This is a genomic window from Paenibacillus sp. FSL H3-0321 (assembly GCF_038002865.1).
In the GTDB taxonomy this organism is placed as follows: domain Bacteria; phylum Bacillota; class Bacilli; order Paenibacillales; family Paenibacillaceae; genus Paenibacillus_AQ.
In genome coordinates this window covers 5,358,296-5,379,595 of the sequence record NZ_JBBODH010000001.1, presented here as the reverse complement: position 1 = coordinate 5,379,595, position 21,300 = coordinate 5,358,296, and the positions used below count along the sequence as shown (strand labels likewise).

At 50.4% G+C, this 21,300-nt stretch carries 23 protein-coding genes; 5 read left to right on the top strand and 18 right to left on the bottom strand.

Features of this window, described 5'->3' with window-relative positions:
• Positions 1-159: 159 nt before the first annotated feature.
• A complete protein-coding gene (locus MHI45_RS24075; protein ID WP_341119536.1) occupies positions 160-2,058 on the bottom strand; it encodes an ATP-binding protein in 1,899 nt (632 codons plus the stop codon).
• Between the two features lie 284 nt (positions 2,059-2,342).
• On the opposite strand from MHI45_RS24075, the gene MHI45_RS24070 reads away from it, so the two are divergent.
• Entirely contained in the window at positions 2,343-2,522 is a 180-nt protein-coding gene (locus MHI45_RS24070; protein WP_340894613.1) for a hypothetical protein, read from the top strand.
• 19 nt (positions 2,523-2,541) lie between these two features.
• The gene (locus tag MHI45_RS24065) at positions 2,542-3,153 is read left to right on the top strand and encodes a hypothetical protein (RefSeq protein ID WP_340894614.1); all 612 of its coding nucleotides are present in this window, start codon (positions 2,542-2,544) and stop codon (positions 3,151-3,153) included.
• Between the two features lie 116 nt (positions 3,154-3,269).
• Here MHI45_RS24065 and MHI45_RS24060 read toward each other — a convergent pair whose 3' ends face one another.
• The gene (locus MHI45_RS24060) at positions 3,270-4,496 is read right to left on the bottom strand and encodes an MFS transporter (RefSeq protein WP_076110006.1); all 1,227 of its coding nucleotides are present in this window, start codon (positions 4,494-4,496) and stop codon (positions 3,270-3,272) included.
• Positions 4,497-4,636: 140 nt separating this feature from the next.
• Here MHI45_RS24060 and MHI45_RS24055 point away from each other — a divergent pair, with 140 nt between their 5' ends.
• The gene (locus MHI45_RS24055; protein ID WP_340894615.1) at positions 4,637-5,365 is read left to right on the top strand and encodes a peptidylprolyl isomerase; all 729 of its coding nucleotides are present in this window, start codon (positions 4,637-4,639) and stop codon (positions 5,363-5,365) included.
• An 86-nt stretch (positions 5,366-5,451) separates the two neighbouring features.
• Here the strand turns inward: MHI45_RS24055 and MHI45_RS24050 are convergent, their stop codons facing one another.
• The 13 genes from MHI45_RS24050 to MHI45_RS23990 form a co-directional block, all read right to left on the bottom strand.
• Positions 5,452-6,546 carry a Glu/Leu/Phe/Val family dehydrogenase gene (locus MHI45_RS24050; protein ID WP_076110008.1) on the bottom strand — a complete coding sequence of 365 codons (1,095 nt, stop codon included), beginning with the start codon at positions 6,544-6,546 and terminating at the stop codon, positions 5,452-5,454.
• Positions 6,547-6,732: 186 nt separating this feature from the next.
• Positions 6,733-7,062 (bottom strand): hypothetical protein, encoded by a 330-nt coding sequence (locus MHI45_RS24045; protein WP_340894617.1) that lies wholly within the window; start codon positions 7,060-7,062, stop codon positions 6,733-6,735.
• 36 nt (positions 7,063-7,098) lie between these two features.
• The gene (locus MHI45_RS24040; protein ID WP_340894618.1) at positions 7,099-7,800 is read right to left on the bottom strand and encodes a pirin family protein; all 702 of its coding nucleotides are present in this window, start codon (positions 7,798-7,800) and stop codon (positions 7,099-7,101) included.
• Positions 7,801-7,967: 167 nt separating this feature from the next.
• Positions 7,968-8,615, bottom strand: a complete 648-nt coding sequence (locus MHI45_RS24035) for a nitroreductase family protein (RefSeq protein WP_076110011.1) — start codon at positions 8,613-8,615, stop codon at positions 7,968-7,970.
• Between the two features lie 153 nt (positions 8,616-8,768).
• Positions 8,769-9,206: an RrF2 family transcriptional regulator gene (locus MHI45_RS24030; protein ID WP_340894621.1), complete on the bottom strand. Its 438-nt coding sequence runs from the start codon at positions 9,204-9,206 to the stop codon at positions 8,769-8,771.
• A 153-nt stretch (positions 9,207-9,359) separates the two neighbouring features.
• Positions 9,360-9,932: a copper amine oxidase gene (locus tag MHI45_RS24025; RefSeq protein WP_340894622.1), complete on the bottom strand. Its 573-nt coding sequence runs from the start codon at positions 9,930-9,932 to the stop codon at positions 9,360-9,362.
• Positions 9,933-10,158: 226 nt separating this feature from the next.
• Entirely contained in the window at positions 10,159-11,091 is a 933-nt protein-coding gene (locus tag MHI45_RS24020; protein ID WP_341119534.1) for a manganese-dependent inorganic pyrophosphatase, read from the bottom strand.
• A gap of 117 nt (positions 11,092-11,208) precedes the next feature.
• Complete coding sequence (locus MHI45_RS24015) at positions 11,209-12,324, bottom strand: slipin family protein (protein WP_341119532.1); 1,116 nt, start codon at positions 12,322-12,324, stop codon at positions 11,209-11,211.
• Positions 12,325-12,501: 177 nt separating this feature from the next.
• Entirely contained in the window at positions 12,502-12,624 is a 123-nt protein-coding gene (locus MHI45_RS24010; protein ID WP_269322465.1) for a hypothetical protein, read from the bottom strand.
• Positions 12,625-12,824: 200 nt separating this feature from the next.
• Positions 12,825-14,243 (bottom strand): RtcB family protein, encoded by a 1,419-nt coding sequence (locus tag MHI45_RS24005; RefSeq protein ID WP_341119530.1) that lies wholly within the window; start codon positions 14,241-14,243, stop codon positions 12,825-12,827.
• A 128-nt stretch (positions 14,244-14,371) separates the two neighbouring features.
• Positions 14,372-14,623 (bottom strand): hypothetical protein, encoded by a 252-nt coding sequence (locus MHI45_RS24000; RefSeq protein ID WP_341119527.1) that lies wholly within the window; start codon positions 14,621-14,623, stop codon positions 14,372-14,374.
• A 280-nt stretch (positions 14,624-14,903) separates the two neighbouring features.
• Complete coding sequence (locus tag MHI45_RS23995) at positions 14,904-15,050, bottom strand: hypothetical protein (protein WP_156130815.1); 147 nt, start codon at positions 15,048-15,050, stop codon at positions 14,904-14,906.
• A gap of 148 nt (positions 15,051-15,198) precedes the next feature.
• The gene (locus MHI45_RS23990) at positions 15,199-16,005 is read right to left on the bottom strand and encodes an AAC(3) family N-acetyltransferase (RefSeq protein ID WP_340894634.1); all 807 of its coding nucleotides are present in this window, start codon (positions 16,003-16,005) and stop codon (positions 15,199-15,201) included.
• Positions 16,006-16,205: 200 nt separating this feature from the next.
• Between MHI45_RS23990 and MHI45_RS23985 the strand changes: the two genes are divergently transcribed.
• Positions 16,206-17,189 (top strand): ring-cleaving dioxygenase, encoded by a 984-nt coding sequence (locus MHI45_RS23985; protein WP_076110018.1) that lies wholly within the window; start codon positions 16,206-16,208, stop codon positions 17,187-17,189.
• 109 nt (positions 17,190-17,298) lie between these two features.
• Here the strand turns inward: MHI45_RS23985 and MHI45_RS23980 are convergent, their stop codons facing one another.
• Both MHI45_RS23980 and MHI45_RS23975 read right to left on the bottom strand, forming a co-directional pair.
• Positions 17,299-18,012, bottom strand: a complete 714-nt coding sequence (locus MHI45_RS23980; protein ID WP_340894636.1) for a hypothetical protein — start codon at positions 18,010-18,012, stop codon at positions 17,299-17,301.
• Between the two features lie 100 nt (positions 18,013-18,112).
• Complete coding sequence (locus tag MHI45_RS23975; RefSeq protein ID WP_076110020.1) at positions 18,113-18,796, bottom strand: YjjG family noncanonical pyrimidine nucleotidase; 684 nt, start codon at positions 18,794-18,796, stop codon at positions 18,113-18,115.
• 96 nt (positions 18,797-18,892) lie between these two features.
• On the opposite strand from MHI45_RS23975, the gene MHI45_RS23970 reads away from it, so the two are divergent.
• A complete protein-coding gene (locus MHI45_RS23970) occupies positions 18,893-19,852 on the top strand; it encodes an MraY family glycosyltransferase (RefSeq protein ID WP_179091714.1) in 960 nt (319 codons plus the stop codon).
• Positions 19,853-19,997: 145 nt separating this feature from the next.
• On the opposite strand, the gene MHI45_RS23965 is transcribed toward MHI45_RS23970, so the two are convergent.
• On the bottom strand, positions 19,998-21,233 hold the full coding sequence (locus tag MHI45_RS23965; RefSeq protein ID WP_076110021.1) for an MFS transporter: 1,236 nt from the start codon (positions 21,231-21,233) through the stop codon (positions 19,998-20,000).
• Positions 21,234-21,300 lie beyond the last annotated feature (67 nt).

Sequence of the window (21,300 nt, the reverse complement as noted above, 5' to 3'; positions counted from 1 at the left end):
AAAGCAAAAAAAATGCTGCTATTATATGTAAACTTTTGACGATCAAGCGCATGTAAGCACCTCAGAAGAAAGTTTCAGAAACAAAGTGTTCTGTATTGGTATTATTTCGCGCTGGCCGTTGCCTATCCCTTCATAAAAACGAAATTTACCAAAAAAATTCTAAATTCTTCCGGCTGATGGCAATTTAACAATCACTTCGGTACCTTCATCTTTTGTACTGTGAAATTGAATGGACCCGTCCATCGCTTCTATAATACGGAAGGTAACCATGAGCCCGAGCCCTGTTCCCTTGGTTTTGTTCGAATAGTACGGCTCTCCCAGCCGGGCAAGTTCGCTAACCCTCATGCCTTCCCCGTTATCCTGCACACTGATAATAATATGCTGACCTGATTTCCAGGCGGTTACTTGAATCAACCCATCCTCCTGAAGCGATTCAATGCTGTTCTTGATTAAATTGATAAAAGCCTGTTTAAACTTGGAGGCACTGCCCTTCACTTGAAGATCGCTTTGCAGGCGGAGCTCTATCTCACCACCCTGCAGATTGGCAAGTGGCATCAAAATGCCGGACACATGCTTCAGTTCCTCCGAGACCTCAAATACATCCACCGTTTCCTGCCCCGGTTTGGCGAAGGTCAGAAAATCCGTGATAATCAAGGAAGCCCGGTCCAGCTCCTCCATGGCCATTTCCAGGTACTCCTTTTCCTTCTTGCCGGAGCGTTCACCCAGAATCTGCAGAAACCCCCGGGTTACCTGCAGCGGATTACGAACCTCATGGGCAACCGAAGCAGCGAGCTCACTGATGATCTCCATCTTCTCCGAACGCTGCAGGTCGTTGTTGAATTTCTCCAGATCCCGGGAATATTCCACGGTCTGTTCATAATTCCGGGCCAGCCTTCTCCCGAGGATAATGATCAGAGAAAGGAGGAACCCAACCACTCCCCATTTCCACCAATACAAGTGGTATCTATGTGTGGATGAAAAGTACAGGATCAGCTCACTAAGCGAAGGAACCGCGAAAATAACAAAGCCTATCGTGAAGATAAGAGCTTCCCGGTTGCCTCTAAGAGCATGAATAACCGCAAGGACCAGCAAGTAAAAGAATTGCAGGATCATCATGATGCCGACCACTTGAACACTCATCAGTCTATACAGGTGGTCCAAGCGGTAGGAAAGTAATGTATTCAGCAGCAGAAAACCGAGACAGAATCCCGAATAAACCAGTTGGAAATTACGAAACCGGACCAGCCACAGGCTTTTTCCACGTCCGAATATCCGTTCAAAATACAATGTAAATGCCGGCAGCAGTGTGAGTAAAGCCAGATCAAAACAAACCTCAATCCATTGGTCATGGCCGTGCAAGACGAGCTGCAAAAAAGGTGAGTAGGTGATCAGCAGCATACCGAAGGAAGCAATAACAAGCACAAGCCATAAGCCGCCCGAGAAAAATTCCAGCCTGAAAAACAGCAGGCACATCAACAGCGCAACAGCCATAAATATTAGGGCCGCACCGATGACAAGATCGATCAGATCCTGTTTAACATAATGGGCAAGGAGCTTGTCATAATTCCCTACCCTGATGCCGCCTTCTATACCGAAACCTTTGCTGCCGCCGCTGCTCCACAAATAAAGCTGGCCGCTTTTATCTTCTGCTGACAAAGGAATCAGCACTTTGCTGCCATTATAATTGACCATATCTGCCGAATCGTAAATAAGAACGTTATTCTTGTAAGCTTTAAGCGTATTTCCATACACTTTATCTATAAGCAATGCCGAATTTGCCGCTGTCGGAGGTAAAGTGAAGCGTATCCAGGCTCCTGTCATCCCTTCATTGGTGAGCGGCCTGGATGAACTTGCTGTCTGCTTTATCCAATCCTCATCAGGTGCAGACGCAGCCTCTTCAACATCCTGTATATTTGAACTTCCCCACTTCAGCTCCCATTCCGGCAAGGCAACGCCTGACCGCTCGTCCCACTCCATGACGATACCGATAGGCACTATAGCGATCAAAAGCAGCAGCATGAATATCGCAACTACTCTCTTTGATGATGGCAACTTCATCTTGGCTCCTCAATAAATCATTAGTGGTATTTATATAGTTCATATGATTCTTATTTTCGACAACCTTCGCACTATACCTGCCTAATCTTGCAAAAAACCTCGAAATAAGTAGTTTACCCTTGGTTACACGGTTAAATGGCGCCTGGATTGAATATATTAAGATCAGGCTGAGAATCTCCTCTATACCCGTTCTGATTTCTAATGGACAGGCTGCGCCGGGGTGTACAGATTCGGCGCCGGATAAACGGGTAAAGAACTATTATAGAAGTCGAGGAGGATAGGCTATGGACAAGAAGGAAGACATCACTGCAGACCAACCCTCTGACGAGGAGGGGCTGGTAACCGAGCGGGATATCGATGAACAGTTCGGCCTGTTTCAGGAAGGGTCATTTCCCGGCGCCCTGCCGGACGACGACCAGCAAGCAGCAATTGACCATGCTGTTCCTAAAAAGGGACAGACTTAAGCAAAGGAGTTGAACGGCTATGGGTAATGAATTTAATAAAACTGAAGCCGATTTTGCATATGAGCGTTATACAAAGATGGGAGAAATCTCCCCGGAGCAGGATATTCCGCTGGAAGAACTACGGCCGCTCGGTACGATTACTGAACAGAGCACAAGCGGCAGCGGCACGGATCAGGAAGATAGACGGCCGCTCGAATCTGCATTTACCAGCCATGAACCTGTCGGTGCCGCTCCCATTGATTTCGATGGCGTAGTGGATGACGGTGCCGATCCGGCGCTCGTAGAAGACCACATTCTGGCTGCTGACATTGGCCTCAGTGCACCTGAACCTGCTCTTCGTCCGCGGGCTGAACGACACGGAGAGATAGCCGCTTCACCGGGAAGCCGGCGGGATGAGCTGCTTGAATCCGATGCCGTCTTCGCCGCCGGAGCTGCAGGACTGACGGGCAGCGTCATTGATTATGCCGGTGACGACGAAATCCTGGACGATGAGGAAGAGGATCAGCCACTGGAGGATATTCCCGACGCCGACGAGCTTCAGCCCGGAACCGCTGTGGACCCTGCCTCACCTCCCCTGGATGTAATGCCCGGGACCGATGTCCTAAACGGATCAAACGGAGAAGAAGAATAATGTAGGACTGACGCCAAGCGCCGCCGGAACTTGTTCCGGCGGCGCTTTTTCCATTAAAAATGGACCAAGCCGACAGCTTATCCTAATCCGCACCTCACTGCAGCGTAATCCGGCTGCTATTTCGGCATCGCTGCCGGTTCTCCAGAATGACGGGCTGCGATGACTTTCGCCTCCAGCTTACGGGTCTTCACCAGCACCGCCGCTACCAGCAGCATCACACCGTTGATGACAAACACCCAGCGGATGGGAATGAACGCGCCAAGCAAGCCGCCGATAATCGGACCGGCCATCGTTGCCAGCTGCGAAGCCGCCTGATTCAGTCCGAATGCCCGCCCGCGGAATCCCGGTTCAATGGTCTGGACTATCATTGCGTTAACCGAAGGAAGCACTCCGGCATAGAACAGCCCATAGGCAAAACGCAGTACCGCAAACTCTACATAACCTGAGACAAAATACTGAAGGATGTTCCCAATTCCCCCGCCGATCAGGCCAATAAACAGGACAAGTCCGAAGCCTTTGCGGCTGCCTATTCTCCCCCATTGCGGTGCCATAATCACAGTAGCGATCCCTACGGCGGAGAATACAATTCCCGAGCTTAGTGTAGCGGTGCTTTTGGAAATGCCCATATCAAGCAAATAAATCGGCAGCAGCGGTTCAAGGATCATTACCGAAAAAGTACTGATGCCGGCCAGCGACAACAGGGTAATAAAGGCGCGGTTGTTTCTCGCCTCCCGGATGTCATCCCTGACCCGTGATCTGGGTGCAGAGCGGTCGTAGTTCTCCTCTTTGGCGAAGAAAGTAGCGATTAGGGCCGAGACCAGAACGATCGCCGCCGAGAACAAAAAGGCGCTGCGGTTGCTGGTATAATAACTCACCACGCCGCCAATGAGCGGTCCGATGATGCTGCCGGTAGCTCCCGCAGTCGACATGATGCTCAGCGCATAACCGGTCTTATCCTCGGGCGTATTGGTGGCCACCATGGCGATGGCTGCCGGAACAAAGCCCGCCAGCAGCCCCTGAAAAATCCGTACAATCAGAAATACATATGGGTCATGGACGAAGAAATTAATTAAGTATAAGGCCGCCAGACTGAAGCCCGAGCGGATCAGCATCGGTTTGCGGCCATATTTATCAGCCAGTGAACCCCAGTAAGGTGAAATCAGCGCACTGGCCAGGAAGGTGATGCCGAAGCTGACCCCCGACCAAATCTCCAAATGACTCGTGACCCCTAATTGGTCACTCAAAAAAATTGAAAGGAACGGAATCGAGATCGAATAGGCCGTACTGCAAAAGAAAACACCCACCCAAAGCACGATCAGGTTCCGCTTCCACGAAAACTGCATGAAGCACACATCCCTTCTGTTATACCTTGGAAGCATCTACCTATTCTACCCCTCTTTTAAACTTGTGCCAATCCCGGCCCTCGCACCTCACTTTGCAAGAAGTGGGACAAAGAAGGTATGATAATGAAGAAGAACATGAGATGAACAAGGAAAAAGGAGAGATTACGAACGTGAAGCTAACAAGAAAAAAAACCGTCATCCTTCTGATGATGATGACACTGCTGCTGATCATTGTAGCCGGATGCGGCAACAAAAATGCGGCAGGCAATACTACAAACAGTGAAGCCAGCCCCGCTCCGCAAAAAGAAGCCGCTGCTGCGGCTACCGAAGGTGTCCCTTCTGCAACAGCCAGCCACCCGGTCGTAACCATAGAGATGGATAACGGCGGCGTTATCAAAGCAGAGCTCTATCCGGAAGTCGCTCCAAATACCGTCAATAACTTCATCTCCCTCATTAAAAAGGGGTTTTATGACGGAACCATATTCCATCGCGTGATTCCCGACTTCATGATTCAGGGCGGCGATCCTGACGGTACAGGCATGGGCGGACCGGATTACAGCATTTCCGGCGAATTCTCCGGCAACGGGTTCACCAACAATCTGCTGCATACAGAGGGTGTTCTTTCGATGGCCAGAAGCCAGGATGTCAACTCTGCCGGATCGCAATTTTTCATTATGGCAGCCGCTTATCCGAGCCTGGACGGAAGCTATGCAGCTTTCGGCAAAGTTACAGAGGGTCTTGAGGTAGTGGAATCCATCGTCAACCTGCCGCGTGACGATTCGGACCGCCCGGAAGCGCCTCCGGTGATGAAGAAGGTTACCGTAGATACGCTCGGCGTCACTTATCCGGAACCGCAGAAGGTACAGTAGCCTTTGATGGTTCATCTGCTCTACAAGCAAAAGCCCATCTCCGCTTAACCGGAAATGGGCTTTTGCTTATTTATTTAGAACAACCTCTATCTTCTGCTGATGGCGTGATGCTCATTCCGCAGGAAAGTGCTGCGGCTTGTGCGAAGCAGAGCAATCCGCTCTTCTGCCAACCGGTCTGCTGCGGCATAAGCCGGTATTCCATTGGCCTGTGAAATCTCCAGCACACGGGTAATGCTGCCATAGATCTTGGCAATTTTCTTATAGGCGCGTTCCTTATTATAGCCGTTCAATTCGTCAGCAACGTTGATTACGCCACCGGCGTTAATGACATAGTCCGGCGCGTAAACAATGCCCTTAGCGTGTAAGGCATCACCATGACGCGGCTCCTTCAGCTGATTGTTGGCCGCACCTGCGACAACCTTCGCCTTAAGCAGCGGCAGCGACTCATCATTTATGGTTGCACCGAGTGCGCAAGGGGCATAAATATCGCACGCTACCGAGAGGATGTCCGCAGGATCAACCGCTTTGGCCCCATAGGCCTCTACTGCCCGGGCCACAGCTTCCTTGTTAATATCCGTTACAATAAGCTGTGCTCCCTCTTCGTGAAGATATTTGCACAGTGTAAAGGACACGTTGCCTACACCTTGTACTGCCACCGTCTTGCCAGCCAGCGAATCACTGCCAAAAGCCGCCTTGGCTGCGGCCTTCATCCCTTGATACACCCCGAAGGCTGTAGCTGGTGAAGGATTGCCGGAGGAACCGTAAGTGGCCGAAATCCCGGTAACATAATCCGTCTCCTGATGAATGATATCCATATCCTCTTCCGTGGTGCCTACATCCTCCGCTGTGATATAACGGCCGTTCAAACCTTGTATGTATCTGCCGAAGGCCCGGAACATCGCCTCGTTTTTGTCTTTTTTGGGGTCGCCGATAATCACCGTCTTCCCGCCGCCGAGATTTAGCCCCGCCACAGCATTCTTGTACGTCATACCTTTGGCCAGCCGCAGCGCATCGACAATCGCCGCTTCCTCGGAAGCATAAGTCCACATTCTTGTTCCGCCCAGTGCGGGCCCCAGTGTTGTGTCATGAATCGCAATGATCGCCTTTAACCCTGATGCCTGATCCTGACAAAACAACAGCTCTTCGTAATCGTCCCGCTGCATTGCTGCAAACAATTCCATTTTGTTCATTTCTCCTATCTCATCTCTTTGGTCGTGTTACGTTTCATAACAAAGCTAGTACACCAGGAGCGGATTGTCAATATCATTTGTCCTCTCTCCGTGGATTTTTTGAAAAAAACGACTTTATCAGACACTAACTTCACCTGCGATGTGATATTAGTAAAAGAAATAGCAGAATTGACACTGCTATTCCCAATATTGGTCGGGCCGGTACTCAATCTCGGACTGGACCGCTATCGTTAGACATCCTGAAAAGGCGTCGTAATCTACAGCGTTGTCGCCTACATAATACCAATGCTTGATAACCGGCCCCTCCGCAGGCTCCTCGAAGCGGAACACATTGAGCTCGGACTTCAGCTCCACCACAGCCGCCCCTTTATCGGAAGCTACCCCGCAGATCGTAATTACCGTCAATTCGCCTTGCGGATCAAACGTATAGGTCGGGCCGTCCGTGCTGCTGACCAGCAAACGTCCTGTTACCGAATGCTTAACCAGTACTCTCTCCTGCTGTGCCATTATATGTCCCTCCTTGTAACTGTACTTCGCAAGCGGCTACGGTAGATCAATCACCATAACCAGGATATTCTCTTCAGCGGCAAGACTTAATGCACTGACCTCTTCAATCCGCGCCGAATCCTCTGGCTGCAGCTCGACATCCCCCTGCAGCTTCAGCCGTCCTTCAATTAGATATATAAAAATGCGCCGTCCCGGCTCCTGTTGAAAAGATAATACCTGGCCGGCTTCCGCCCGGCCGAGATAAATCGTCATATCCTGGGCAATACCCACGACCTCTTCCGAAGGCTCTGCAGCCACCACAGGCAGCAGTTCCCCTTCAAGCTTCGCCGGATCAAAGCGGCCGGTGCTGTAAGAAGGTGCCGTTCCGCGGGTACTCGGCATAAACCACAGCTGCAGCAGCCGTACCGGCTCGCTGTCCGAAGGATTATGCTCCGTATGAATAGCGCCGGTTCCAGCCGACATGCGCTGAATGCCGCCAAAGGTTGTTTCTGCTACATTACCCAGATTATCCTCATGGCGCAGCCTGCCGGAAAGCACGATGGAGACGATCTCCATGTCGCTGTGCGGATGGGCACCGAAGCCCCTGCCCGGCGCGATGGTATCATCGTTGCAGACGCGCATCGGACCAAACAAGGTATTATCGGGATCATAGAAATCACCGAATGAGAAGCTGTGGCTGCCTTGCAGCCAGCCGTGATCGAAACGGTGGGCGGATTGTACCGGATAGACTTGAATCATGTGATCCCCTCCTGAAAGTTTTGTGAGCATTCCTTCATAGATCTGCTTCGAACAAAACTGGCCTCGAAAGCATCTGCTAACAATATTTTAGCAGAAAGCACCGCAAAACAAAAAAACCGGCCAGCTTCCGCTGACCAGCCCCTGCTTCCCTTGACAGGTGAAGCTATTTAACCCTGAAATCCGTTCCAATGGGTAACCTGCTCCAGCGGCAATCTGACGGTTGGCCGTCCTTCCACCGCTGCCTTGCCCAGAGCAATCAGCATCACTGTTGTATAACGCTCAGGGATCTGGAAAAGCGCTCTGAAGCCATCGGGGTTGAAGCCGCCCATAGGCACAGTGTCATAGCCTTTCGCTTTGGCTGCAAGCATAAGCTGCATGGATACCAGGCCGCCGTCAACACGCGCGATGTTGTTCAGCACCTCAACCGGCATGCTGGAATATCCATCCCGGCTTCTCTTCGCCATGGCAGCTCCCACCTCCGGAGTCACATATCCGGCAGCCTCCGCGTATTCGTAAATAGCCTCTGCATTGCGGTATGCCTCGGAATCGCCAAGCACGGCGATAACGGCAGAAGCTTCTACCGTCTGCTGCTGGTTGTTGGCGATAGGGAGCAGCTGTGCCTTCAGCTCCTGATCCGTAATGACGATGAACCGCCATGGCTGCAGATTGGAGGAGGATGGCGCAAGAACCGCCTCTCCAAGAATCTCCTTGATCTCCTCCTCGGAAATCTTCCAGGATGGATCATATTTACGCACCGAATGCCGTTCGCGGATCACCTTGTTAAATTCCACTTCCGTTTTCAATTCCGTTGACATCACACTACTCCTCCTCTTCCTAATCCGGTTTATATTCTGTGTTTATTAACACACAGTTAAAAGCAAAAAAAAATACTCTCCCTGCGGCAACTCATCATGATGCGTTTAACTGTATTTTAATATGCACAGTATAATTCAAATAAATGAATCCTGTCAATAACCTGCTTTGCGCACCATATCGGCAAGCGTATACTGCTCCAGCACGTTAAGCACACTGCGATCCATTTCCTCCAAAACATCTCCGCAGGCCGCCTTCATCTGCTCTCCAAAAGCATTGATGCACATCGTATCTTTTACCGCTTTATTGCGGGATTCCCCCACTTCCAGCGCCAGGTATATTTCCGCAAGCGTCAGCTCCTCCGGGGCACGGTTCAGCAAATATCCGCCATCCCTGCCTTCCCGGGTCACCAGAATATGCTCTCTGGTCAGCTTCGCCATCGTGCGTCTCAACAGCGTTGCCTCCGACGAGAGAAGCTCGGCGATCTCGCAGCTTGAACAGGTGTCGCCTTTTTTCGCCAGGATCACAAGCGCCTGCAATACCAGTCCAAACGATTTATATTGAAGAGCTCCGCTGTTTCGCGTTTTTGTCATTATTCCCGCTCCTTTCGCCACATTCATGTAAGCTTAGTATAGAGCCCATCCCCAATTTTGGCAAAGAGAAAGCCCTGCCGGCATCGCAATACGATCTCGGGAGAGCTTGGCCGTTCGCGGAACCGGAAATTCCTGGATATCCGTACGTTTCGTTTAGATTGTAGAGATTTGGATTTCAGAAACAACCGCCCATTCCTTGGAAGTAGTATCCTTCAAATACACCTGGATCTTATAGTTTCCCTTTGCATTAAAGGTGCTGGAGAATTCAGCGGATTTGAACCAGAAGCTGTCCTTCTTGTCCTTGACCGATGCGGCATCAATATTTTCTGTTTTACCCTCCGGATCGCTGATGATTATTTTCAAATCCGATATATCGGTCTTCAGGCTGTCCACCTGCACCAAGACCGAAAATTTGTTGCTGACACCACTTCTGACCTTTCCAAAGATCTTCCCCTGATCATCAAGCAACGCTATGTTAACATTCGGCTTATAGACACGGACAGCCTTGGCGGATTCGTCCCAGAACATAAGCGCCTGCAGCCCCCCAACCAGCTGCTGGGCCGGCAGATAGGTCTCTCCTTCAACTGATAATCCAGCTTGTTTTTGCAGCACATTGTTCAAATAGACCGCTATATCCGGTTTGCCGGGCGCGGCATAAAGCATGGTTCCGCCTGAAATCATCGTTACACAAAGTGCTGCCAAAACCCTCTTTTTCATCTTCCCCATTCTTGCTCCCCCTCTCTATGACTATGCTGTTTATACCCTTCAGAGGGCAATTAGTTGCATAATATTAGAAAACAGTATAGCCGAACATTTGGTAGATCCAAACGGCGGCAGATGTGCATTGCTAAAAAAACCGGCTGCACCCGTCCTGTTAAGGATGGCACAGCCGGTTTCTCTGAAATCATATGATTAGGAACAGGACAACGTCCAGTCTTCCATGCAATTGTTGTTACAGCTTGGCAATCGTTTCAGTAAGCACTGGCACGATTTGCGATTTGCGGGAAACTACACCCTTCAGAATGGCTTTGTTATCTTCCAGCTTTACATTATAAGCCTGCTCTACAGCACCTGCAACGCGGCCCAGAGCCAAACCTACGGAATCGTTGTTCAGGATATCTGTAACAACGAACAGGAACAGATCAAGTCCTTTGTCAGCAATGATCGTATTCAGCGCGGCTTCCAGCTCTACCTGCTTGGAGAGCACATCGTTCACGTCCACCGCATTTACCTGGGCAATTTCCACTTTGTATTCACCCATTTTGAATTCCTTGGCATCCAGGGAAATCAGTTGTGCAATGCTCTTGTCGCTGAGGTCTGCTCCGGCTTTAAGCATGGAAAGTCCGTAGCTGTCTGCATCCACACCGGCAATTTCAGCCAGCTCACGCGCAGCTGCCACATCTTCTTCTGTGCAGGTTGGCGATTTGAACAGCAAAGAATCGGAGATAATGGCAGACAACATCAGACCGGCGATTTCCTTCGGAATCGCTACTCCGTTTTCTTTGTACAGCTTGTTCAGGATTGTTGCTGTGCAGCCAACCGGCTCGGCACGGTAGTACAGCGGATGAGCCGTTTCAAAGTTGGCGATCCGGTGGTGGTCGATAACCTCGACAACCCGCACCTGATCAATATCATTTGCACTTTGCTGCCGTTCATTATGGTCAACCAGAATGACCTGTTTAGCTTCGCCTGCCACATTCTCTACCAGACGCGGAGCTGCCACTCCAAATTGATCGAGCGCAAATTGCGTCTCGCCGCTTACTTCTCCCAGACGAACCGGCTCGGCATCCCAGCCCAGTTCTTTTTTCAGTGCCGCATAAGCAATTGCTGAACAAATCGTATCCGTATCCGGATTTTTGTGTCCAAAGATCAATGTTTTTTCCATTTCCAATCTCCTTACTTTGTTTTTTGTGAGAATAATATACCATACATTGATAGGGACTAGCCAGATTGTGCGGCAGAACTTAAGTTTGAAATGAAAATGCAGAATAAAAAGGCCGTACTACTGCTTCCCGTCACCGTCATGGATCAGCAGCTGGCCGAGCCTTTCCGCCAGCGTACCTCCGCCGACCAAAGAGACATTGCCGATTCGCTCACTGATTTTCTCCAGAAACTCAAGCTCCTTCAGACGGTATAGCGTTTTGTTCTCGTCCATCAGCTTTGCCGTGTTCAGCAGACTGCGGGTGGAGGCTGTTTCTTCACGCCGGGTGATCAGATTGGCCTGTGCCTTCTTCTCTGCCAGCAGCACGGTATTGAGAATATCCTTGATCTCTCCCGGCAGAATAATATCCTTCACTCCGGCAGAATGGAACTGTACGCCATACCCTTCACTCTGCTCCTGCAGCCGGGAGAGTACAAAAGCCCCCACCTCCTGCTTCATCCGCAGCAGATCATCGAGCTTCAGACTGCCGACGTATTCACGGAGCAAAAGCTGCAGGCTGATATACATTTGTTCCTCCACCGATTTGATCGCCAGCGTCCGCTGCGGATTCACAATCGAATACTGGCAGACAAAATTGAGCCGGAGGCTAACCTTATCCTCTGTCAGCATCTCCTGACCGGTCATATCCATTTGCTGCTGGCGCAGGTCAACGGTCTTTACCGCCACCTTCACCGGACCTTTCCAGAAATCATATTTACCCGGAGGCAGCTCCTGCTGCAGCACATTATTGAAATAAAGAATGCCGAGTTCATGTGCGGCTACCTCAAAGCTCTGAATCGCATATGGAAAACACGGCAGGATGGAGCGGTCAATCTCCGCCGGAATCTCCGGCTGGCGGCTATCGGCGCGGATGAACCGGTGTGTGCTGAGCTTCGTCCAGAAAGCATGCTGGCCGGGAGGAAGCAAGGTTCGGAATCTTTCGTCCTCATAATGCAGCACATATTCATAATCCGTTACGTTCACAATCTCCAGGTCACGCAGCAGCGCTTCGTCCTGCATGAAAACTTTCAACGCTTTGCCGGGGACGCTGAACGGCTCGCTTAATTTCAACTTTTCGATTTTCTGATCTGTAAAGCCTGTCAACCAGTATGTACCGGGCTCTAAATATTTGTCGTAGCTGCCTTTCTTGAACAGTAGTCCGCGTTCATCGGCAGCAATCGTGATTTTATTTAACATTAGTTCCTCCCGAATCCGCCTTGATTCTCTGACTTGAGGCGGTTCCTCTGACCGTCGACCCCGGCAAGGAGATTCTCCCGGCTGCGGCTGCGGAGCCGGTCTTAAGGAGCGGGAGGGGCAAGTTCTCGAAGGAAAGGTTCACGGCATAACATCTTGGCCCGCCTGCAGCCTGAAGAGTTATGCAATGCCTGGCCCTCTATCCGTGCCCGTTCCCGGCTCCGGTATCCGCCGGCTGCATAGCAGCGCTTCCGGCACCTGCCCGAAGGACAGGCCGAGAATCTCCGGCAAAGGTCTACTCATGTGCAATGCTCAAATTTTACCAAAGTCGCTTATAAGGCGATGGGGATTCGAACCCCGAAGGAGGATAAGTCCCGGATCTGCTCTGCAGTATACCCGGCCATACAATGGCGGGCACTGCGGGATCATCAGAAATCCCCGCTAAGCACGCAGATCGTAAATACCCAAATCTATTATAATTTGTAAGTACCTCATTAATAAAGCTAAATTCCTTTAATCACAGCCATCGGCTTGCACTTCGCGACCACATCGGCTAAATCCGCCCCCGTAATGCTGTCGATGATCTGGTCCACATCCTTATAGGCTTGCGGGCATTCATCCAGAATCGTCTCCAGGGAACGGTGGTTGACGATGATCTCCTCCTCCGTGCCCACCTTCAGCGACTGGCTGAACTCATCAACTGTCACTGCCAGCCGGGTAGCTCTTCTGGAGCGCACTCTTCCCGCGCCGTGGCAAATGGAGTAGAAGTTCTTCAAGCCTTCCTCCCGCCCGAGCATGATGTACGAGGAGGTACCCATGGAGCCGGGAATCAGTGCGGGATGTCCTGTTTCCTTATACACAGGTGTGTTAAGGAAATGGCCTGGGGGCAACGCACGGGTTGCCCCTTTACGGTGCACCAGCATCGGCTGGCCGCGGTGGAATTCCTTCAGCGCGTAGTTATGCATCAGATCATACAGCACCGGCATTTCAAACTGCGGCCCGTACAGTTCCCGGAAAGCTTCCTGCACCCCGAAAGCGATCATATGCCGGTTGGTTACGGCGAAATTCAGCGCAGAGTACATCAGGTTCAGGTAGACCTGCCCTTCCCGGCTGCTGATCGGCGCGTAATTCAGGTTCGGATCAGGATTACTTACGCCCCACAGATGCATCGCTTCCTTAATGGTTTTCGTATGCTCCCGGCCCACCATTGCGCCCCAGGCCCGGGAGCCGGAATGAATCATCACGACAACCCCGCCGTCAAACAGCCCCCACTTCGCCGCCAGCTCCTTATGCTCCTCGGCAATCTCCAGATATTGAATCTCGCAAAAGTGGTTGCCGCTGCCCAGTGTCCCAAGCTGTCCGTGGGCGTTCTTGCGGATTTTGGGCGGCAGCTGCTCCAGCGCCGCATGGTCATAGCGGAAATTACTTTCCTCCACATGTGTGATCCACTGCGGCGAAGGAATATATTTGCCGGGCAGGCCATTTAGACCATTTCGCACAACCTCCATAATGTCGATGTCGGCATAGTTGCTGTTGACGCGCTCGTTCGTCGGCACATACTTTTCTATCGCTTCAATCAGCTTGCGGCGGACCGCTTTGTCCTGCAAATCCCTCTTGTGCAGCGGTGTGGTGTGGACCCGCATCCCGCAGCCGATATCCACGCCGACAATCGAAGGGGAGACCATACCGTCCTTCATGTTCCAGACTGCCGTGGTGCCGATGCAGGTTCCTACGCCCACATGCGCATCAGGGGTGTAACCCATATACTTATTGCGCGGAATCCGCAGGTTGTTATCAGCCATCTCAAAGATTTTGTCTTCAAACGATCCGTAAATTTCCTTGTTGGCGAACACATGCAGCGCTCCGTGCGGAAGCTCCAGCTCATAATGATTGCCGCCATGGGTTTTGCTGTTCCAATTCATTTCATTCTCCTCCTGAACGTAAAGCTTTTTTTCTGCCCAAAAATTAAAAACTGCCGGTTCACACGGTTCGCCGTCCTCTTCAGGAGCAGCAAAATCCAGCGTAATCCGGCAGCCTCATCTCTTGTTCCTCATAGCTGCAGCGGCGCAGCCATGCTGCGCTCTACAATCGGAATCCCCCTTGTCTTACGCCTCGCAGGAGAGATACCGGGAAGATAGATGTCGCCGGACAAGTAAACATAACGCTCATCTCGATGAACAGCATATAGCGGGCAGGCGGGATCCTGCGGCTGCAATAGCTGTAGCGGTTGCGGTTGCTCCTGTTTCTTTTCCTGACTCTGTTTTTTTATAAATTGTTCATGCCAACTCATCTTTGCGTTCATGGTTCTCTCTCCTTTCACGAATGGGTTCAACCGTGCTGGAATGCTTAAATATAGGGTAAGCTAGCTCATACATAAGTGGAAACGGCTTTGCCTTCCTCAAAAGGACGGTATCCGTTTCAGCGAGAAATAGAAGGATAATTTATAGCGTGAAGCATATAAAATTTTATATTTACAAAAAGACTGCGTCCCTCCGCCTCTTCCCCCAGCCGTCAAAAGGCCAAAGAAAAAGGCTGCGAGATACGCAGCCTGGGTTCCCAAAAACTCTGTGCACAGTTGCAGGTTATGCCTGCATACTGCCGAGCAAGGGGGAGCTGCGCAATACAATCGTATCGTCACTATAGGAGACAAATGATGGCTCATCACCGGATAGAATTCTCTCGCTGAAGCCTGTTTGATCATTCTGTTCAAAGCGATTGAGTATCATCATTGTTCCTGCACCCCCCTGGCCCATTCCGACCCGTAAATTTGTTGCCAGCTTACCATGTTATTCCAGATGATGTCAACTGCTATATAGTTTGAACTTAAGATCGCGGTTGAAATCCACAGACAAAGGTTTTTCAGCCACTATGCAGTCATCAAGGGATCTGACGCTTGGTCTTCGGCAGCGCCTCTGGCACTGCTTCGCCGTTCAGCGGTTCGTTATCCGAGAAGAGATCGGGATTCACAGCCAGCATCCGGCTTAGGATTTCAGTTGTTTCTACTGTGCCGCAGATCATTGCCACGGCATCCCCAAAGCTGCCCTTGCGTAAAGCACCGCCCGCTTGAAGCACCTGCTCCACCTTCCAAAAATGCTGCGACCAGGACAGTCCGCAATGTCTGCGGGAAGGAACGGCGATTTCTTCGCCTTCGGGCGTAACCGTGTAGAGCAGCTCATGGTCATCGGTCATTCTGCCGGGAATATCCACCCATTCCTCGATGCCATGGATGAACGTATTCCGCCGTAAATCGACGCCAAGCAGCATAATGTCGGCTTTGCGGTCGAGCAGCTTACCATAGACTGAATCCCGTGAGCAAGGCGTATCCCGGCTTTCCTCTCCGGCAATGAACGCCTGCGCATCCTTGCCCAGGGCGGCCACGGAATGGGTCGGATGCCAGGAACGGATCACTCCCGGACGGCGGCGGAACAATTCCGGCAAAATCCCGACGCAGACAGGGGAGTTTAATACATCAAATCGCGGATTAGTGGCATTAATATACGACCAGGTGTGTGTCGGCAGCACAAGCAGCCCGTCCTTCATATACTCACTGAGCACATCCAGTACCGTGTCTGCACCTCCCTGCACCTCACCGATGCTTTTTAACGAAGAATGAACGAGCAGTGTCCCCGACGGGTTGATTTCAAGTGCCTTCAACTGTTCAAACAAGCCTGTTTTGGTGTGCATTTTTGCTTCTCTCCTTCACGAAATTGTACAGATCATAAATCCTCTATTGCAAATTAGGTTATTAACTGATAAAATTATAGTAACTTAATAATATTCACAAAAGTTCAAATCTGTATACTCGCCGTTGTGTTCTATCCGATTTCCATATGAACCGAACGATTCCAATACATGCTTAGTCAACTAACAGGAGGTAATATACCATGAGTTTAACATTAAAAGGACTTCACCACGTATCCGCGATTACAAAGAAAGCACCGGAAAATTTCAAATTTTATACCGAAGTGCTTGGTCTGCGCCTGATTAAAAAGACCGTAAACCAAGATGACATCTCCGTGTATCATTTGTTCTACGGGGATGAGCTGGGCAATCCGGGGACAGAATTGACTTTCTTCGAGCTTCCGAATGCTGGACGCAACCGTGACGGCAATAACAGCATCTCTGCCCTTTCACTGCGTGTGCCGGATGATAAGGCGCTTGATTATTGGAAACAGCGTTTAACCGAGTTCAGCGTAGAGCATGATGAAATCACTGAGCGGGGCGGCCGCAAGACATTGGCCTTCCGTGATCCTGAGGGACAGCGTTTCAATCTGGTCTCGGACGAGAACAATCAGGGCGTGCCCGGCGGCAAGCCCTGGGACAAGAGTCCTGTTCCGGCAGAGCATGCCATTGTCGGTCTGGGCCCCGCACATTTAACCGTTGAAACAGCGGAACACACTGCCTTGGTGCTGGAAGATCTGCTTGGCTTCCGCCGCAAAGGCAGCTATCCTTCGCCCGCAGCCGGGCAGCCGGACATCATTGTATATGAAACCGGAGAAGGCGGTTCCGGCACAGAGGTGCATTTGGAGGAACGCAATGACCTTCCCCAGGAACATCTCGGACGGGGCGGTGTACACCATGTGGCCTTCCGCGTGGACAACGAAGAGGAATTAAAGCAATGGATCGAGCGCATCCGCACAGTACAGCTGCCCAATTCCGGGTTCGTTGACCGCTTCTACTTCCGCTCCCTCTACTTCCGCGAGCCTAATGGCATATTGTTCGAGCTGGCTACGGACGGTCCGGGCTTTGCCACGGACGAACCGCTTGAGCATCTGGGTGAATCGCTTGCCCTGCCGCCGTTTTTGGAATCGAAGCGCGCACAGATTGAAGCTCATCTGAAGCCGCTTGATACCCGCCAGCAATCTTAAGCCGGCTGTCTGTTAGTTTTTAAATACTGAGGCACGCCTCTTATATAACAAAGCCGCATTCTCTGTGAATGCGGCTTTGTTCATACTGCTGAATTCTACAGCTGGATATTTAGATTTCCGACCAGGTAACGGTGAAAACGTTATAGCCGGGCTGTGCTGTAGAAGGTCGGCCTGAGATGGAGACCGGGCTGATTCCGCCCAGTTTGCCGGTAATCTTCACAGTTGTTGCAGTTACCGTCTCTGATGCATTTTCCGACCGTTTAATCCGGGCATATTCACTATACACGAACCCCATCGTAGCCAATGTCTCCTGGGTCATATAAGTAAAGGAGGCCTTCATGACTCCGCCCGAATCCGTATCCAAAGTTGTTGTAACCACGGCATCTGCCGGAATCGGAAAATCCTTCGGCAGATTAGCAGGCCGCTTCACACCCGCCGCCGGAGTACTTGTGCCGCTGCCGGAGTTCCCGGAACCCGCAGTACCTCCGGTGCTTCCAGAGCTGCCAGTGCTTCCTGACGCTGCTCCAGTTTCGGCCCCGCTGCCGATTCTCACTTTGGAATTAACCGCATCATAGGCAACAGGCACGTCCAGGGCATCTGCGATGGAGCGGATCGGCAAATACGTCGTCCCCTCATAGGTGATTGGAGCCAAGGTTTTGCCGTTGGCATCCTTCAGCCAGTAGGGAGTTCCGTCCACAACAATACCGAGTCCATGATTCAAGTAAGCCTTGATCTGCTGCAATTTACTTCCTGCGTATACGCCAGCAGAACCGGTTACGGCCATGCCGGCTACAATTGTGGCAATCAGCCATTTTTTATTCATAGCAATCCTCTCCCGTATATTAGAATGATGTGAAATTGAATTTTGCGTCTTAATACTATTTAACACCGGGAGAGCTTTTCAACCTGCTAAGTCTCCAACTTCAGGCGATAATTCCAAGAAGCTCGGACAGATCCCGGATTTCATATGTAGGCTTAATCCCCGCTTCATTGGCTTTCTCCAACGGATTGAACCAGCAGGTGTCGATCCCGTAATTCATTCCGCCCTGGATATCCGATGTCAAAGAATCGCCCACAATCAATACTTTTCCCTTATCCGTAATCCCAAGTTTGGCAAAAGCATAATCGAAAATCCCGGGCTCCGGCTTCTGCGAGCCTGCCTCCTCGGAAATAATAATCTGCTCAAACGTATTGCAGAGTGGCGAACCTTGAATTCTGGACAACTGCACATCTTTGATTCCATTCGTGATAATCGCAAGTCTGCAGCCGGTGAGCTCGCCGCACAGTTCCACCGCCCCCTGAATCAAATAGGTCCCCTCACCCAAAAAACGCAAGTAGACTTCGCTGAAGGCCTCCGGACTGTATTCGAGCTTGTGGCGCGCAAACAACCGGTTGAACCGTTCCACCCTGAGCGCTGCCGAGGTAATCAGCCCCTGCTCCAGATCCTTCCACAGCGCCTGATTGATCTCGCGGTAGCTGGCCGCATATTCCTCCGCCCCCGCCGGCAGCCCGAAATGGGCAAACACATTTAGAAAAGCCTGTCCTTCCGCCATTCCATAGTCAAACAGCGTATCATCGGCATCAAATAAAATAACCTCGTATTTCATAATTCCCCTCCAGTTTTATGTTTCGTCGACAAACGATCTGCTTCTGCGATATAATTTAGACAGACCTGCTTAAAAAAATCAACGGTGGTGATTGTCATTTTATACGTTTTATCGTTTCTGGTGTCATTTTTCATCGTCTATTGGCTGATTCCTCCGCTTAGCAAACTGGCTTTCCGGCTTGATTTTGTGGACAAGCCCCGTCAGGATGTCGAACGCAAAATACATAGGGAGCCCATCCCTCTGACAGCCAGCTATGCCATATTTATCGGATTTTTCATTACATATCTGCTGTTTGCCCGTGACTTCTCACTGGAGACACTAGCCCTGTTCATCGGCGGTGTGCTGCTGCTGACTATAGGCACCATTGATGACTGGTACAAAACCAAGGGCAAGGATTTCCCGGCACTGCCCAAGTTTATCGTACAGATTGCAGCGGCGATCCTTGTTTTTCTCTCCGGTAATGCCTTTACCGGGTTCATTAATCCGTTCTCCGGGGATTACATCTCCCTGCCGGTTATTCTGCAGTTCGTGCTGACGATTATCTGGATCTTCGGCGTAACTACTGTCATTAACTTCTCTGACGGCATGGATGGATTAGCCGGGGGACTCACGGCCATTTCGGCAGTCACTCTGTTTATTGTCGCTGTGACCAAAGGGCAATCTACTTCCGCAATCATGGCCATTGCTCTCGTCGGAGTTACACTTGCCTATCTGCGCTACAACAAGGCACCAGCCAAAATCTTCATGGGCGACGCAGGCGCCACCTTCCTCGGCTTCATTCTGGCCGTGATTGCGCTGGACGGCGCGTTCAAGCAGGCAACGGTGCTGTCGTTGTTCATCCCGATTTTAGCGCTTGGCGTGCCGATTTTTGATAATATCTTTGTCGTCGTCAAACGCTTCATTCAAGGCAAATCGATCTATCAGGCCGACGCCACCCAGGTGCATTACCGCCTGCTCAAGGCCGGTCTTAACCAGAAGCAGGTTGTTGCCGTGCTTTATCTGGTCAGCGTGTGCCTGTCGCTGTCCTCGATCATCCTGTTGCTGATCGAGACTTAACAGACGGCTTATACTCAAACCGCCGGGTTTGCCTGAGCACGAAAATAAGAAAAACACCCTTAAACATGCAGGGTGTTTCAGACTGTAGACCAATAGGGTTTCAGAACTTGTCCCTGAGTTCTGAAACCCTATTATTTTATGTTTTTTACATATTCACCTGCGTTCTCTTATATAAAACTGGTATTGCCGCTGCTATAAGGATCATACCCATAAAAGCGGGTGCGGCAGACCCAAGTGATACATAGATTTGACCTCCAATGACAGGCCCAATCATTCTTGCTAAAGCCTGAATAGATTGGCTCCCCCCTTGAATCCTTCCTTGTTCACTAGAATCGGCAGACTTGGAGAGCATCCCATTAAATGAAGGCCCAAAGATCGAATCACCAAAACCAAATATAAACATGCCAGCGATAAAAAGAGGATAGAGTGAGAACAAAGCAGATAGCGCAATAAGACTGTAGCCTACAATCTCTGAAATCATTCCAAGAACTGCTATCTGTTTATCACTAAGTTTTGTCAAAAGCTTTGGCATTATGAAACCTTGTGAAACGATGTCTTGGGCGCCCATAATTGAAAACACAAGACCGATTAGTGCAGGCTTCCAACTGAAAGTATCCATTGTAAATTGGGATAAAACCGCCTGTAAAGATCCGTTGGGTATCCAAAGTAAAAACGCCGAGACAAGTAGCCTTTTTAAGTTTTTCGTGGAAAGCAGGTTAGCAAGCTGTGTAAATGGATTCAGTCTAACAAAGGTAATCTCTTTCAGTCTATTATTCTTGCCAAGGCTCTCAGGCATAAAAAAGAATCCATAAACAACATTCAATAAAGTTATTATTGCTCCAAAATACATGGGTACAGCATAACCAAACTTGGCAAGTAATCCGCCTAGAGTTGGGCCAATTACGGTGCCTACACCTACAACCGCACTCACCCATCCAAAGTATTTGGTTCTCTGCTCTGGAGGAATGATGTCTGCAAAATATGCGAAAATCGTGCTTATGCTCCCGCCTGTTATACCTTCTATTATGCGCCCGGCAAATAGTACCCATAGAGCTCCGCCTATGCCAAAAATGAAGTACCCGATTGCGGAACCCAAAAGGCATACTAAGAGCAAGGGACGACGGCCATATTTGTCGCTCAAAGCCCCAAGTACGGGGGCCGCAAAAAACACGCAGAGGGCATAAACAGAGGTCAGCAGCGTAACAACTATAGCTTGTTCTCCCGGATTGCTTGTATAAGTCTGCACTAAGAATGGGACGACAGGCATTATGATGCTGAAGCCTATTCCGCAAAGAAACACAGAGATAAGACCGAATATTAAAGCGTGTTTATCTACGGTTTGTTCTGTGTTCTGTTCATTGTGTGATCTAAATATGGACATTAAATCCTCTCCTCAAAAGCCGTTATTTCGTTTCCTTGTCAACAAAATAATATCTCCGTTTTGTTTC